The following is a 17,034-nucleotide window of genomic DNA, read 5'->3' as shown; positions in this document are numbered from 1 at the left end:
GTTAAATCGTAAATTTGTTGAAACGATTGAAAGGCAATTGATAACAAATAGTATCAATTTAGAAGGTTAGTAAATCGGTTAGTATTGTAAACATAGAGTACCGCTAGGTACTGTTTTATAAGGTTTATAGAAAGTGGTTCGAATCCCTCTTTCTCCGCAAAAACCCTTGTAACTATTTAGTTATGAGGGTTTTGTTTTTTTAGTTGACAGTATCGTTGACAGTATTCCCTTTTTTAACGCTTGTTATAGGTATGTTTAATTGAGATTAAAACAAAAAAAGGCTATTATTTTATAATAGCCTTTGTAATATAAGATGAGGTTAAAAGTTACTTATTCAATCTTTCGTACACTTTTTTTAACATGTAGTCTTTTACCAATCCACCAAAATCTTTATCATCCATCATTTTTGAAAAAATGTCTTGGTTTTGTTCCATCCTTCCAATTAGCTTGTCCATAAAAGCATCTTCAAACCCGAATTTAAAATTTGATAATGAATTGTTTTTTGCTTGCTCAGATAATCTATCGTCTGCTACTAATTCGGCTTCTATTTGGTCAAAAAATAATTTATCAGCATCATTAAACTCAGTTCCAAATCTATTATTCAATACATTTATAATCTCAGATAAAGCTTCCTGTTCTTCTTTGTTCATACGTATTCCAGCTCCATCCATAGCTTCTAAGCCATATTCGCCTTTACTCTCCATAGCAATATTCTGTTCTGCTACACGTTGTAGCCTGTAATATTCTAAAGAGACCTCATCACCTAATTGAAATCTATCTTGTTGGTTTTTTCTTGGTAACTTTTTTATTAAAAATCTAGAATAGGTAAATAGCTTCTCTAATTCTACATCACTAAACGGCATAATTTGCGTTAAAAACGAATAGAGTCTGGTAAAGGTTTGCAAAGCATGTTTAAAATTGTCTTGTGTAATTTCTGTTCCAATAACATCGTCTTTACTGTTCTCTTCTGGCAATTGTTTAAAGCGTTCTACGGCTGGATCTATAAAAGCATTCAGTTTACCTTGTTCTTTTACAGATAAAGCTTTTGAAGACTTAAAAAATACATTACAAAAACTATCAATTTCAGATTCCCAGATAATTTGTCCTTTTTCTATTTCCGCTTTTAAATCATATAATTGGTTAGGGTCTGTTGTGCTTTCAACGGTTGTTAACTCGTAATATGGTTGGAATGAACTTAATATGTCTTCGGTGTCATTTGTAAAATCTAAAATAAACGTATCTTCTTTTCCTTCATGCATACGGTTTAATCTGGATAGTGTTTGTACACATTTTACACCAGATAATTTTTTATCAACATACATAGTGTGGAGTAGTGGTTGGTCAAATCCTGTTTGGTATTTATCGGCTACCAATAATAACTGGTATTCATCCGAACCAAACTTTTTTGGTAATTCCTTTTCCTTAAATCCGTTTAGTTCTACTTCGGTTACACCTTCTGGATATGCATCGTAAATTACTTTTCCAGAAAAAGCAACTACAGTTTTAATATCTGTATATCCTTTTTCTTTTATGTATTTATCAAATTCTTCTTTGTAGCGTACGGCATGTAATCTAGAACCAGTTACTAACATAGCTTTTGCTTTACCACCAATTTTTTTAGAGACCACTTGTCTAAAATGCTCGATGATAACTTCTGTTTTTTGAGCTAAATTATGCGGATGTAAAGACATAAAACGCCCTATGGCTCTAGATGCTTGTTTTTTGTTAACCTTTGGGTCGTCTTCAATTGCTTTAGATAACTTAAAGTATGTTTTATATGTGGTATAGTTCTTTAATACATCTAAAATAAAACCTTCTTCAATAGCTTGTTTCATGCTATACAAATGGAATGGTTTCGGAATATCCTGAGCATCTAGTGTACCAAATACCTCAACGGTTTTTGCTTTTGGTGTAGCTGTAAATGCAAAAAAGCTGAGGTTTTCTTGTTTTCCTCTAGCTTCCATAGATTTACGAATCTGGTCTTCGGCATCTTCATCTAATCCAGAAGAAACATCTTCTAAAACTGCTTCTTCTAAAGATTTAGCAGATAAAACTTCTTTTAACTTTTTAGTACTTTCACCACCTTGGCTAGAATGTGCTTCATCTATAATAACTGCATATTTTTTAGCTTCCAATTCGCCTATTTTTTCTAGTATAAACGGAAACTTTTGTAATGTGGTAATAATAATATTAGAACCAGCTTTAATAGCATCTGCTAACTGTTGCGAGTTCTTATCTATTTTTTGAACAACTCCTTGTTTGTGTTCAAACTGATAAATAGTATTTTGTAATTGACTATCTAATACTTTACGGTCTGTAATTACAATTACGGAATCGAAAACACGTTCGTTTTTCTTGTTATGTAAACTGGATAACCTGTAAGATAACCAAGCAATAGAATTAGACTTACCTGAACCAGCAGAATGTTGAACTAGATAATTTTGACCAGCTCCTTTTTCTTTAGCATCTTTAGTTAATTTACGAACAACGTCCATTTGGTGAAACCTTGGGAATATCATGGTTTCCTTTTTCTTTTTTACGCTATTTAGCTCGTAAACTTCTACGTTTAAATGTAGAAACTTACCAATAATGTCCATAAAACTATCTTTAGCTAAAACGTATTCCCATAAATAGGCTGTACGATATCCCTCTTTATTTATAGGGTTACCAGCTCCGTTGTTTGCTCCCAAATTAAACGGCAAGTATCTTGTTTTTTTACCAGCTAATTTAGTAGTCATTTCACATTCATCTGCATCTAGAGCAAAATGAACTAACGAACGTTTTTTAAATTGAAATATAGGTTCGCTGGCTTCTCTATCAAATTTATATTGTTTTTTGGCATTGGTAATATCTTGACCAGAGAACTGATTTTTAAGCTCTATCGTTGAAATAGGCAAACCATTTAGACTAATAACCATGTCTAGCGAGTTTTTACCTTTACGCTGGTAGTATAACTGTCTGGTAACAGCTAAATGATTCTTATTATACAAAACCTCAGCTTCTGGATTTAAAGTACTCTCTGGTCTAAAAAATGCCATATTAAACTTTACACCATAATCTGTAAAACCATTACGCAACACATGTAAAGTACCATGATTATCTAAATCTTTTAGCAAACGTTGAATGACTTTAGTCTCCACTGCATTTTTATGAATATTAGATAATTTTTCCCATTGTTTTGGTTGTGAGTTTTTAAGAAACTCAATAACGTATTTTGGAAAAATTCCTAAGTCTGCATTAAAATCTATGGAATGCCCTTTTATGTAACCACCATCTTCTAATAAAGAAGTTTCTATAGCAGTTTCAAACGTTAATTCTGTATGTATGCCTTTTGCCATAAGTTTACTTTTTATTGTGCTAAAACTTCTTCTCTAACATCTACTTTGCCAGTAACCACCTCGCTAATTAATGCAGTTTTATATTCTTTTAGAAGGTTGATTTCATTATTTACCTTTAATAATATTCGATTAATTTCACCAACTGAATTATTAAGATAATTTGTAATTTGAATCTGCTCTTTTAGTGGTGGTAATGTTATATACAAGTTTTTAATAATACTAATAGTAATTCTAGTCAAAGCTGAACCTTGAATCAAACTAAGCATTTGATTTACCATTAATGAACAAACGAGTAATTCTCTTAAAAATAATGGACTAAAATAATTTTGATTGGGTCTAATTATTCCAAGAGATGAAAGAACTACAAAATCATTATCGTCTTTAACTAATGCAGCTCTTCCAATAGTACCATCTTTTGTTAGTAATATGTCATTTTTTATTGGCTGGCAACCATTACGAACAAGAATATCAAATTCTTCTTCAGATATTAGTTTACAATCTTCAAAAATTAGCTCATTGTCACCAATATCTTTTACAGATAAATATCTTTTTCCATTTTCCATAGTTGGCGGACTATGATGAGAGCCATCAGTTATTTTATCAGTAAATAATTTAAGTTTACCTACTTCCCAATGTTCTGGAATCTCACCCAACCACTCAATACCAGAATCTTTCATTGGTACATTTAGGTCTAGACCTTTGGTTACTGCTTGATTAATCATTGCAATACGTTCTTCTTGTAATAAGTTTATTAACTGCTCTTTTTTAGCAATTAATCTATCTAATTGTTCTGTTTTTTGGTTGAGGTAATTGGCTATTTGGGTTTGTTCTTCTTTACTTGGACAATAAAGCCTAATACCTTTCAAAATATCTTGACTAATATTAGGTTGACCACCACCAATAGCAAGATTAATTATATGTTCTTTATTTCCTTTAAACCAATATTGTAGAAATTCTATATCAATAATATCTGATTCGTTAAAAACACAACATGCTTGATTTGTAGTTGTTTCAAATTGAAGTAAAGCGGTTTTACCAATTGTAGCACCATACATTGCAATAACTAAAGAACCTTTAGGAAATAATTTTAATGATGAATTATCTTCTATAGCCTTTGGTGTTACTTTTTTAGCACAAGAATACAAAACACTATCATTTAAATCACCAGTATTCAACCAATTGATAGTACCATTCTCATAGTATAAAGGGTTTCCAGACTGAGGTGTTGTTCCGCTTCCAATTTTTTTAAATGCATGACTTATTTTCCATGATTCCCAATCTTCTGGTATTTCACCAATCCATTCTATACCAGAATCTTTGTATGTTTTGTATTTTTTCATACTAATTCATTACCATTTTAATTAAACCATCGGTTTCTTCTTCTAAAGCTAAAATATCGGCTTTAATTTCAGCTAAAGACCTTAATGGTTTGTATTGATAGAAGTATTTGGTAAAATTAATTTCGTAACCAATATTCGTTTTCTTTTCGTCTACCCAAGCATCTGGTACGTGTGGTAATACTTCACGTTTCATATAGCTTTCTATATTTTCTTTTAAAGGTATGTTTTCGCTATCACGTAATTTTGCATCTGGTTTCGGGTTGCCTTTAGTATCGGTAACTATTTTACCGTTCTTCATTAAAGGGCGTTCCACCGTTACTTTAGCATAACCAAAATCGGTATTATCAAGTATTTTGCAATGTTCGTTTGCTTCAAAATCTCCATATAATTTGGTAATATCTTGTATGTGCTGGTCGGATAACTCATTACGTTTATCACCTAAAGATTTACTCATTTTTTTAAAGTAATCTACTGCGTTAATCAACTGCACTTTGCCTTTGCGTTCAATAGCTTTATGATTACTTATTATCCATATATAGGTGCTTATACCCGTATTGTAAAACAATTGATTAGGCAAAGCGATAACGCTTTCTAATAGGTCATTTTCTATAATCCATTGGCGAATACTGCTTTCGTTTTTCTTGCTACTTGGTGAACCCGAAAATAATGGTGAACCATTAAAGACTATTGCTAAACGAGAACCACCTTGGTCTTTGGGTTTCATTTTAGACATTAAATTCATTAAGAATAAAAACGAACCATCGCTTACAGATGGTAAGCCAGCTCCATAACGACCACCATGTCCTAAAGAATTATGTTCTTCGGTAACTTCTTTTTGTACTTTTCCCCATTTCACTCCAAATGGTGGGTTGGTAATTAAATAATCGAATTTATGATTGATAAACTGGTCGCCTTTTAGTTTTACATCGTCTTTACTCTTTAAACTGTTTCCTTTAGCAATGTTATCTGGTTTTTGTCCTTTGATTAACATATCACTTTTACAGATAGCATATGACTCTGGATTTAGTTCTTGTCCGAAAACTTCCAATCTAGCTTCTGGATTTAATTCGTTGAGGTATTCCTCTGCAATGGATAGCATACCACCCGTTCCAGCACAACAATCAAAAATTGTTTTTACAATTCCTTTTTGCGTTAAAATCTCTCTATCGTTCATAAACAATAGATTCACCATTAAACGAATGACTTCACGAGGTGTAAAATGTTCTCCAGCGGTTTCGTTAGATATTTCAGCAAACTTTCTAATCAGTTCTTCAAACATGTACCCCATTTCCATACTAGAGATTTGTTCTGGATGTAGGTCTATTTCTTGGAAACGTTTCAGCACCATGAACAGTAAATTAGCTTCGTCTAACTTTGTAATTTGGTTATCAAATTCAAACTGTTCAATGATTTCTCTGGCTTCTTCTGAAAATCCATTGATATAGTTTCGCAAATTGGAAGCTATGTTATTTGGGTCTGCAATTAGTTTATCAAAATCGAACAAACTAGCATTATGAAAATTATATCCAGCAACCTTATTTAAAATAGGGTCTAGGTTCTGAATATTCATACTTTTAACTTGTTCATGCTTTTTTAATACATCAGCCTTAGTAGCCTTTAAAACACAGTCTAAACGTCTTAAAACTGTAAAAGGTAATACCACCTTACCATAGTCACTTTGCCTGTAATCCCCCCTTAATAAATCTGCAATAGACCATATAAAATTTGCAGAATCTTTAACGTTTATCATATTATGAATTTCAATATTAGTTTAAAACTGAAATATACTAATTCTACTGAATTAATACTGCTAGTCCTGTGTAGTCTTTGGATAAAATATTATTTAATAGTAATTAGCATTACTGATTAACATATTTAACAAAATTATTGAATGACTCTAAGAAAGCTGATAGTTGTATATTAATACAGAAATTTATTGAAAACTAATAAGTCTCTGTATTAATACATTCATTTAATAAGTGGTTTAGTTGACTTGTTTGTGTATAGCCAGTAAGTAGCTTGCCTGTAGTTGTGCTTATCCAATCTGTAGCATCAGAAGTAAATATAAATTCTTCATAATTGATAACAAGCTGTTTAATAGGTTTTTTTTTACTTGTCTTAGGTAGGTTAAATCCAAAACGTTCAAAAATTCTTTTTCCTTTCATAGCACAAAGTATATTGTCTAACGCTAAAGCATAAATCAATGGAGTAGTGGCTTTTTTTCCTTTTTTCTTTAAGTCGGCTTCTGTAAATATTTTACTTCCATATTTTATGGTTTCAATAAGGTCTCTTTCTAGGTTTTCAACCTCTCTAATGTGTTGTGCTTTAGGTGAAGTGTAAATTACACCTGTTTGATTCCATTGCAACATCCATTCTTTTTTTAGCAAATCTGCAATTACTTTGTTGGGTACTATAATGTGAAAATGTGGATTGTACGTTTTTCGTTGTGGATTAAAATTACACTCTAAAGATTTAACTCCAATTAATTGAATTCCTGTACCTCTTTGATATCTCTTTTTACACCTGTTCTTAATGATGTTAAAAGCTCTATTCATTCCAAAAATCCATTTGTTGAGGTTTTTAGCTTTAACTGCCTTAGTTGTTAATGTTACAAAATAAGGTTTCTCCCATTCTTTTAATACTGGATAGTATTTATTGATAATTTCAGCTTTACGAATAGCACAACAAACTGTACAAAATCTGTTTTTACAATAATTACCGTACAGTTTATTGTCTGAGCTAATAATTTTAGATTGACAATGATAAGCATTCCAATAAGCTTGCGCTCTCTCTGATTCTCCTTTGGCTTTGGTTATATCAATAAGACTAAGAATCATTTTACGAGTAATTGTTTTTCTTTTAGCTCTATTAATTAGTGAAGGATTGTCATTTACATCAGTTCCTTTACCGTTTACAATAGTTGTATTAGAACTATATAAAGAAATATCTGTCCCACTTTCTGCTAATGTATTGAATTTGAATAATACTTTGCATCTCTTCTAGTTTAGAATATGAGATTCAAAAGTATATTTAGGTAGTTCTAATAGTGTTTAGAAAGTTTATGGGTAAATAAAATAAACATTATAAACTATTAATAAAGTAGAAATAAGAATAATAGTCTTCTTCTTTACTTGTTGTATTTCTGTTAGAAATAGAGGTTTCAATCTGACCATAATAGGCTTCACTAAGTTTAGAGTCTGGAAAGGTATTGCTAAATGAAATTGCAATCTCTTTTTTAGTGATATTTGGAATGAAGTAATTTTTTGATTTTAGTACATAAGCTAAAGTACCAAGTAATTTTAAGTCTGTTAAATTGGATTCTGCATGGTCTCCATTCCATACAAAAGTTTCATTATCTAAGATTGAAATAAGTTTTTTATCGGTCAATAAGGTTATAATACTATTGTAGTTATCAGAAACTCTAAAGATGTCTTTTAAGAAAATAGTTTCTGGTTTTGTAATAATTACTTCTTTTGCTTTTTCTTGTTTGTTGGCTAATTCTTTAAAGAATAAAAACTGTCTGTGTGTTTTACTACTCTGATATATTTCTTCATGTAAATTTTCAATATATCTAAGCTTTTCACTAAAACTATATATTTCATTATCTATGTAATTACAAAGAGTGTAAATAATAACATATTGTTTTTCTTCTATGGTAGCTTCTGGTGTTGTGTTTTGAAGCTCTTTAATAATTATATTGTATATAGTTTCATCATTTTCAAAATCAATTCTAATTTGGTCTGTGAAGTAATTAAACTTTTCTTGTGCTTGTTCTTCTGTATATGTATTTGCAAGAAATTGTTTTCTTTTAGTATCAATTTCTATAATATAATCATCAAATGCTTTTTGAATAGCAGACTCATATATTTCTTTAATAGTATTAGTTAAGTCTAATTTTTCAAATTCTATTTTAGATTTGTTTTCTTTTTCATTTCTTCTATTCATTCTATTTTTAGCACTTAACATTTAGTTTACTTTTTTTAAGGGTGCATTCTGCATTTTCCAAACTGTTTGCATAAAGTCTTTACGGTCGTCATTATTAGGTTTGTAATATTTGTTAAATACCTCTAAACTTCTATGACCTGTATAACTCATAATTACTTTGTCTGGTATTTTTTTATTTTTCATGATAGTTATAAAACTTCTTCTAGCAGTATGAGAAGAAATACGCTTGTAAAGAGGTGTTATTGTTTCTATAATTTCTTTACCAATTTTAATGGTTTTCTTAATGTCCTCATTATACCCTAATAACTTAAAAACTTCTTTTATGTATTGATTAAATTTTTGATTAGAAATTTTAGGTAGTCTATAATCGTATTTCTTTAGAATATAATTAGAGAACTCATTTAAGGGAATTTCTAAACTTTTTTCAGAATTTTTAAAATCAATAACTTTAATCATATTACTTTGAATGTCCTTTTTTTCAACTTTAGAATAGTTGCTGTATCTCATTCCTGTACTACATCCAAAAACAAATAAATCCCTTACTTGTTCCAAACGTTTGTTATTACTCAAATCAAATTCAAAAACTTCCTGTACTTGTTCTAAGGTTAAAGCAACTTCATCAGTTTGTTGAGCTTTAGGACTTTTAAATTTTTGAAAATCTTTTTTATAGGTATGTTCATTTTCTAGAGCCCAATATAAATACGTTTTAAAAAGTCCTATATTTCTTCTTAATGTATTTGCTGAATGATTTTTTTCAATAATAAAATAGTTCAACAAGCTTTTGTAAAATGAATTGTTAATTTGATTAAAATGAATCTTTTTATTTTGATGTTTTTCAAAACCCTGTAGTAATGTTTTATTGTATTTGTAGCGACTAACTGTAGATACAGTATTAGAGTTTTCTGTATAATCCTGTGTTTTTTCTTTTATGAAAATATCGTACACATCAAAAAATTTACTAGAAATAGCAGTTGTTCTTTTAAACTCAGTGTTGAATTCGGCTTTAATGTCAGAAATTAGAATTTCTCTATTTGCAAGTTTAAATTTTTGAACTGTATCACTAAAAAAGTTAGTGTATCTGTCTAGCTGTCTTTTAATAGTCCTATGATGGTTTGCTTGTTCATTTCTCCCATTAAGGTTGTTAGGAGTTTTGTTTTTAAAATCCCATTCACTTGGTAAGATTACTTCACCTGTAGAATAGACAAATTTCTTGTTTTCTTTGTTAAAATAGGCTGAAAACAAAATTAACGTTGGTTTAGCTCCTTTAGGTTCTTTAAGGTTTAAAGTACATCTCATAGAATTATAGTTGACAGAATCGTTGACAGTAAAGGTATGATTTAATATGGTTTTAACTATAAATAGATATTAACAAATAATATAAACTATTGATAAATAGTGTATTTGTGTTTTCGTGCTATAATAGAAAATATAAGGTTCGATAACCTCTTTCTCCGCAAAACCTTCAAGTTTTACTTGAAGGTTTTTTCGTTTTTAATCCTTACTACCTTACATCTTTCGTGTAATTTTACATTACGCTTTTTATTTAGCATTTTTTATGCTTAACCATTTTGTACCCTTGTTTGTCTTAATATATCCCCTATATGCTATCCAAATAATTAAGAACTTTGCTTTTCGTTAAATTTTTACAAAGAATAAAAAATGATATTTCAAAAAGCATTTAGCTTATTAATAGTAGCCTTTTCTTTCTTGTCTACTTTTCAGGTTTACAGCAAATCAAACAGCATAGAGCAAAAAAAGGATTCGTTAGGTGCTATCATCATAAATATTGATGAAACTAAAAAGTATCAAACAATAGATCATTTTGGGGCTTCTGATGCTTGGTCAACACAATTCGTTGGTCATTGGCCATTAGCAAAAAGAGAAGCTATGGCAGACTTATTGTTTAGTACTGAGTTAGATGAATATCAAAATCCAAAAGGAATAGGATTGTCTATTTGGCGTTTTAATGTTGGAGCAGGTAGTGCTGAGCAAGGCCGTGAAAGTGGTATAAAAGATGAGTGGAGAAGAGCAGAATCTTTTTTAGAAACTGATGGAACGTACAATTGGAATAGACAAAAAGGACAAGTATGGTTTGCTAAAGCAGCTAAAGAAAGAAAAGTAGCTAAATTGTTAATGTTTCCTAACAGCCCGCCAGTAAATATCACAAAAAACAAAAGAGCTTTTGCCACAAAAAAACAGCCTAATTTAGATGAAAATCAGTTTATTGCATATGCTGATTATTTAACCACAGTTGTTCAAGGCTTAAATAACATAGGATTAACGGTAGACTATATAAGTCCTGTAAACGAACCTCAGTGGGATTGGTCTGATGGAGGTCAAGAAGGAACTCCTTTTAACAATAGTGATATTGCTGGTATCACCAAAGCATTAAATAAAAGTTTAGTAGATAAAGGATTAAAAACTAAAATAGATATTGCTGAGGCAGCTAAGATTGATTATCTATATCAAAAAGATGATAAACCATTTAGATCCACTCAAATTAATACTTTTTTTAATTCAAACTCACCAAATTATATAGGTGATTTATCAAATGTGAGCAAGACTATTTCAGGTCATAGTTATTTTACAACCTCACCTAATAAGGTTGCAATTGAAAAAAGAAAAAGAATTTTTAATGCTATTAATAAGATTTCAGGTTTAAAGTATTGGATGTCGGAATATTGTATTCTAGGAGGAAATGATGGTGAAATAGATGGTAATAAGAGAGATTTAGGAATGACTTCTGCTTTGTACATGGCTAAAGTTATTCATCAAGATTTGGTTTATGCTCAAGCTTCTTCATGGCAATGGTGGTTAGCGATATCACCATACAATTACAAAGATGGGTTGATTTATATTGATAAAAATAAACAGGATGGTAATTTTTATGAAAGTAAAATGTTGTGGACTTTAGGAAACTACAGTCGTTTTGTTAGACCTAACGATGTTAGAATTGAAACCAAAAGTGAAGACTCTAAATTGTTAATATCTTCTTATCAAAACAAAAAAGAGAAAACTATAACAACAGTAATTGTGAACAATAATAATGATAAAAAGACTGTGAAATTGAATTTTAAAGGTGATGATTATAAAGTGATAAGCAGTTACATTACAAATTCAAAAATGAATTTGAAATATCAAGAAATAAAGAAAGAAAGCATTGTTATTCCTGAAAAATCGGTGGTAACGATTGTATCAAAAAAATAAAAAATATTAATTATTTGTATAGTTAGTTTGTTAGTTTAGAAATGCACAAAGTTTCTGTAAAGTTGTTTAGTTATATTGGCTTTGATGCATGAAATAAACCCCACAAGTTGTTGTTTGTGGGGTTTTGTATTTTATTTTTCAGGATTTAAGATCCCTATAATTCTATTATTGCCTAGGTATTTATTAGCGGTTTTTTGTAAATCTTTAGCTGTTAAGTTTTTTATTTTATTTTCGGCTTCTAAAATTTTGGATCTATCAGTTTGGTTGTAGTCACTATTTTTTAATTGATTAAGCCAGTAATTATTGGTTTTCTTAGCTTCTTTTAATTCTAATAATTGTGTTTCTTTAATTTTATTTAAATCTTTTTCAGATACACCATTGTTTTTAATTTTTTCAATCTCCTCAAAGGTTTTAGCTTTTAGTTTATCTACATTTTCTGGACCACATGGGAAAGAAATACTAAAGTTGTAGGTTGCAAAAGGAAGCTTATTCATGCTACCTCTAGCTCCAACTCCGTACACGCCACTTTCAGACTCTCTCAATTCTTCAATTAATTTAATGGTTAACAATTCTCCTAAACTTTTTAAGTAATAAGCGTCTTTTGTATTGTTATTTGTAGTTCCTTGATAAATAATTCTGACCAAACTTTTAGGTTCGGAACCTTTGGTGATAATTTTTTCCAAATTTCCAGATAGAGGTTTGCTAGCAATATTTTTATAACTGTCTTTTGTGTTTTTTGATGGTAAGCTTGCTAAATAAAGCTCTGCATATTCTTTTAATTTGTCTTCATCAAAACTACCTACAAAGTAGAAGTGGAATCCATTGGCATTAGAAAACAACTCGTTGTATTTTTGATATGCCAATTTAAAATCGGTGTTTTCCCAATCTTCATTAGTTGGAATACCGGTATATCTTTTATTGTTCTGATGAAGAAATTTTGAGAACTCTACAGAAAAATAAGTAGAAGGATTGGAAAGGATGTTTTTTAAATAAGCTTGCATCTTGTTTTTGTTAGAATTATAAGCTTTTTCATCATAATCTAACTTAGTTATACAAAGGTTGGTTAACTGAAATAAAACTTCAAAATCTTCAGGTGTAGTAGAACCATTAAATCCTTCACTAAGATTACTAATGTATGGATTTACAGTCACTAACTTTCCAGTTAATAGTTTTGCTAAGTCAGTTTTAGAATAACCATTTAAACCTGATTCTGTTAGAGCCTCGGTTCCTAAATTGGTTTTTTTATATTCCTCATCTGTGTATAAAGAAGTTCCTCCATATTTAAAACCAGAAAATAATATTTGATTGTTTTTAAAGTCTGTTTTTTTATAAGTAACCAATACACCGTTACTTAATGTTAAGGTTTTAGTGTTAAAAACAGTATCGTTACTAATAGAGATAATACTCCCTTTTTTTGGCATTTCTTTCATCAATCCCTCTGCAAAAGTTACATCTTTATAAGGTTCTATACTAGCTGATTTTACAATGTTTAAAGTGTTTAAAACATCTGCCTTTGTCACTTTTTGTAACCCTTCTTTTTCAGGACCTGTTAACACAACTACAAGGTTATTGTTGTGAATGTATTTTTGAACTAGTTGATTACAGTCGTTAATATTAATGTTTGGTAACATGCTTTGAACTGCTTCTAACTCCCATTTAATTCCTGGAATAGGAGCTTGTTCTAAAAAGTTCTGAATATATTCATTTGCATACCTACTAGAAGCTGTTTTATCTCTTTCTTGATAAGCATGTTTCATAGATTTTAACAAGGCTTCTTTTGCTCTCTTTAATTCGCTATCGTTAAATCCGTATCGTAAAACTCTTTCATTTTCTGTAGCTAAGGCTTTTAAAGCTTCTAACTGTCCTGTTTCACTACTTAAAGCTACAGATTGATATGCTTGTTTAGATTTTGCCCAAGTATCGCCATGAGTACTGTATCCATATAAAAAAGGTGGATTTTCATCCGTGGTTAATTCCTCTAATCTTTGATTGATCATTTTGCTAAAAAGATTTTCGGTAAGGTGTTTTTTGTAATCTTCTAGTGATGTCATCGGTGTTGCTTCCTCTATATCTTTATAATACTGTCTTACAATAGATCTTGAAGCTTCTTTATCTGTTTCTATAGCTACAAAAGTTTCATTGTGATTAGGGACTTTATATTCTTTACGTTCTTTAGGATTTTTAATAGCAGGATACTTTTCAAAATGAGTTTTAATTTTCTGCTCTAAAATATTTGCATCTACATCCCCAACAGCAATAATTGCCATTAGATCGGGTCTGTACCAATCTTTATAAAATTGTTTTAAATCATCATAAGAAAAGTTTTCCAATACCTCTTTAGTACCAATAGGTAAACGTTCTGCGTAACGAGAATTGTGCATTAACTTTGGTAAATATTCTTTCATCATTCTTTTATCAGCCCCCAAACCAAGTCGGTATTCTTCTAAAACAACCCCTCTTTCTTTGTCAATCTCTTCGTCCGTTAATGATGCATTAAAAGCCCAATCTTCTAAAATCTGAATTCCTTTTTCTAGTTTTTCATCATCATCTGTAGGAATGGGTAAAATATAAACGGTTTCATCAAAACTTGTATAGGCATTTAGGTGTGCTCCAAACTTAACTCCAATACTTTGTAGGTAGCTAATCAATTCATTCTTATCAAAGTTTTTTGAACCGTTAAAGTTCATGTGTTCCATAAAATGAGCCAACCCTAATTGTTTTTCATTTTCTAGAATAGAACCTGCTTTTACAACCAATCTAAATTCTACTTTTTGTTCTGGTTTTGCATTTTGTCTAATATAATAGGTCATACCGTTACTCAAAACGCCTGTTTTTGTCATAGAATCTACAGGGATGTTGGTAACGATTTTGTTGGTGCTTTTCTGTTGAATTTTATTGACTGTGTTACAAGCAGCAATGAAAACAACAGATAATAGGAGAATGATTTTTTTCATAGTATCTTAATTTAATAGCATTTTATCAAACTTATGTAATTATTATTAACAAATAATTATATAAGAGCTAAAAAAAATAGCATTGATAAAATTTTGTAATTAAGATAAGGATAGAAAAATGCTAGTTAGTTATCTTTTTCAAATCTATTTATTCTTATAGATATTTCTTCTGGATTAAATGGTTTTGTAAGAAAATCATCAACTCCTAATGCAAATGCTTCTAATACTACATCTTCTTGTCCTATTGAGGTTAAAACAATAATTTTTATTTGATCGTTGTAATTGTTTTTAATCCACTCTACAAGTTCAAGTCCGGTAACAAAAGGCATCATTATATCTGTAATAACAAGATCTGGTGTGTCTTTTTTTATTTTTTCTAAAGCGTCACTACCATTACTACATACCGTAATATTGTGATTGTGTCTTTTTAGAGCATATTCTAGAGAATTTCTAATTATGATATCGTCTTCTGCAATTAATATTTTCATGAATTTTCTATTTAAACCATATCTTAAGCAATACTCATTTTAAAGATAAATGAAATATTCTAATTTTAGTTTGCGTTTATAATGGTTATGAACGTAAATTAATAATAGCGTTGCATTTAAATAAAAATTAGCTTATTCTATCAAGTCGTATTTATACTCAATATGTTACATTCACAAAATTAATGTTCTTTATTGAATAATTAAGGAGGTTTTTAAAAATATTAACAAATGTTAAAAAAAAACAGGTTTTTGTAGATGCGTAATGTCTAAGAAATAGATCATGTTTTTGTTTAAAAAAATGACTTTTAACATGTTTAGTAAAACTGATATTTGTTAGCTTTGCGAATATAAATTAATGTGGTTTATTGGTACATTAATATGTGCAATAGAAGATATGATGTTTTGTAAAATAATACATCATAAAATATATCATATCATATATTAGAATTTGAAAAAAACATTTAAAAATAAATTGAAAGAAGAATTTTGGAAAATTGGTAATACAATTTTTTGGAGTTTAAACGCGGTAATTTTACTTACAATTATTTTAGATGTTATTATTCTAAGTAACAATTGGCTTGAGCTTGTGTTTTTAAAGTTATTTTTACTAGCCTTTTTTTTAATTACTTATAATCTTTTTAAGAAAAGATATGGAGCTCCTAATATTTTAATTCATTTAGTATTATTTAGTTTTAATTTTTTAGCCTTAATCTCAATTTCTAATTCAGAAATTTTAGATAGACTTTTATATACTACTTTGTTAATTGCTATGTTTGTAGGGTTTAATACTATGACGGTTTGGTCTATCATAAATAGTTTTATCCAGTATTTTCTGGTAATCGTTACTTTTATGGTATTAATACTAATTGGATCCGTTCAAGAACCTTTTCAAATTTTAAGAGAAGGTGGTTATGTTTTTCTATTATTAGGTTTTGTAAGTTTCTTTTTTCCTAAAGTTAGGAGAAGTGTTTTGGTAGATAGAGTTAAACTTCAGTTAAAAAATGAAAATAAAATAAATGTTTTAACTGAAGAGTTGACAGAAACCGAAAAGAAATACGATTTGCTAGCAAAAAAGGTTTTAAAAAAAGAAAACGAATTTAAGTTTCTGTTTCAACAGATAAGTAGTGACCTAAATAAAATTAATGGAATTTTACTAGAAGTTAAAGAAAATACCCCCGAACAAGAAAAACATAAAATAGAGGATTTAGATTCATTACTTCAAAACTTAAGAAATCAAAGTTCTGTTTATTTTAAGCCAATTAATATTAATAGCACAAATCAAATCATTGTTAAAGATTCGATAAATGTAAAAGAGGCTTATTTAAAAGTTTATAAACTTTTTAAAAACCAAATTATAGAAAAAAGATTAAATATAACTCAAGATTTAGATGCTATAGACTATGTAATAGCTGGTAACGAGAGGATGTTTAATACAGTCATTTACAATATTTTAAATTTTGCAGTAATATTTTCTAATGAGGATGATAACATTAGTGTTAAACTAGAAAATATAGATAAAAAAATTGTTTTTAGTGTAGGAAATACAAATAAAGGCTTAAAGACATCAGAAATAGAAGATTATTTTAGAGATATAGAATTTGTAAACTATGATTATAAAAAACACAGTGATAGTGTAAAAATAGGATTAAGAATATCAAAACAATTAACAGAAAAAATGAATGGATATTTTACTTATGTGTCTTCAGAAAATAGAGGGTATAGGCTTAAAATTCAGTTCACTGCTTACAAAGAAAATTAAATG

The 17,034-nt window shown here is 29.3% G+C and carries 10 protein-coding genes; 2 read left to right on the top strand and 8 right to left on the bottom strand.

Annotated features, from left to right (window positions below; all coding sequences use genetic code 11):
- Window positions 1–326: 326 nt before the first annotated feature.
- The 6 genes from BUB70_RS00670 to BUB70_RS00645 all read right to left on the bottom strand — a co-directional run bounded on the left by BUB70_RS00670 (window position 327) and on the right by BUB70_RS00645 (window position 9,919).
- Window positions 327–3,338 (bottom strand): type I restriction endonuclease subunit R, encoded by a 3,012-nt coding sequence (locus tag BUB70_RS00670; protein ID WP_073117761.1) that lies wholly within the window; start codon window positions 3,336–3,338, stop codon window positions 327–329.
- Window positions 3,339–3,349: 11 nt separating this feature from the next.
- Window positions 3,350–4,678, bottom strand: coding sequence for a restriction endonuclease subunit S (locus BUB70_RS00665; protein ID WP_073117760.1), 1,329 nt, complete (start codon window positions 4,676–4,678; stop codon window positions 3,350–3,352).
- Between the two features lies 1 nt (window position 4,679).
- Window positions 4,680–6,428, bottom strand: a complete 1,749-nt coding sequence (locus BUB70_RS00660) for a type I restriction-modification system subunit M (protein WP_073117759.1) — start codon at window positions 6,426–6,428, stop codon at window positions 4,680–4,682.
- A gap of 193 nt (window positions 6,429–6,621) precedes the next feature.
- A complete protein-coding gene (locus tag BUB70_RS00655) occupies window positions 6,622–7,515 on the bottom strand; it encodes a protein rep (RefSeq protein ID WP_073117758.1) in 894 nt (297 codons plus the stop codon).
- Between the two features lie 244 nt (window positions 7,516–7,759).
- Window positions 7,760–8,623 carry a hypothetical protein gene (locus tag BUB70_RS00650; RefSeq protein WP_143155211.1) on the bottom strand — a complete coding sequence of 288 codons (864 nt, stop codon included), beginning with the start codon at window positions 8,621–8,623 and terminating at the stop codon, window positions 7,760–7,762.
- A 21-nt stretch (window positions 8,624–8,644) separates the two neighbouring features.
- A complete protein-coding gene (locus BUB70_RS00645) occupies window positions 8,645–9,919 on the bottom strand; it encodes a tyrosine-type recombinase/integrase (RefSeq protein ID WP_073117756.1) in 1,275 nt (424 codons plus the stop codon).
- A gap of 363 nt (window positions 9,920–10,282) precedes the next feature.
- Between BUB70_RS00645 and BUB70_RS00640 the strand changes: the two genes are divergently transcribed.
- Window positions 10,283–11,830: a glycoside hydrolase gene (locus tag BUB70_RS00640; RefSeq protein WP_084730123.1), complete on the top strand. Its 1,548-nt coding sequence runs from the start codon at window positions 10,283–10,285 to the stop codon at window positions 11,828–11,830.
- A gap of 131 nt (window positions 11,831–11,961) precedes the next feature.
- Here the strand turns inward: BUB70_RS00640 and BUB70_RS00635 are convergent, their stop codons facing one another.
- On the bottom strand, window positions 11,962–14,784 hold the full coding sequence (locus BUB70_RS00635; RefSeq protein ID WP_073117755.1) for a M16 family metallopeptidase: 2,823 nt from the start codon (window positions 14,782–14,784) through the stop codon (window positions 11,962–11,964).
- 125 nt (window positions 14,785–14,909) lie between these two features.
- Complete coding sequence (locus BUB70_RS00630; protein ID WP_073117754.1) at window positions 14,910–15,272, bottom strand: response regulator transcription factor; 363 nt, start codon at window positions 15,270–15,272, stop codon at window positions 14,910–14,912.
- A 472-nt stretch (window positions 15,273–15,744) separates the two neighbouring features.
- Between BUB70_RS00630 and BUB70_RS00625 the strand changes: the two genes are divergently transcribed.
- A complete protein-coding gene (locus BUB70_RS00625) occupies window positions 15,745–17,031 on the top strand; it encodes a sensor histidine kinase (protein ID WP_073117753.1) in 1,287 nt (428 codons plus the stop codon).
- Window positions 17,032–17,034: the final 3 nt, after the last annotated feature.

This window comes from Wenyingzhuangia marina, assembly GCF_900130035.1.
GTDB lineage: Bacteria > Bacteroidota > Bacteroidia > Flavobacteriales > Flavobacteriaceae > Wenyingzhuangia > Wenyingzhuangia marina.
Note: the sequence above shows the minus strand (reverse complement) of the source record. Positions and strands in the feature narration are given on the sequence as shown.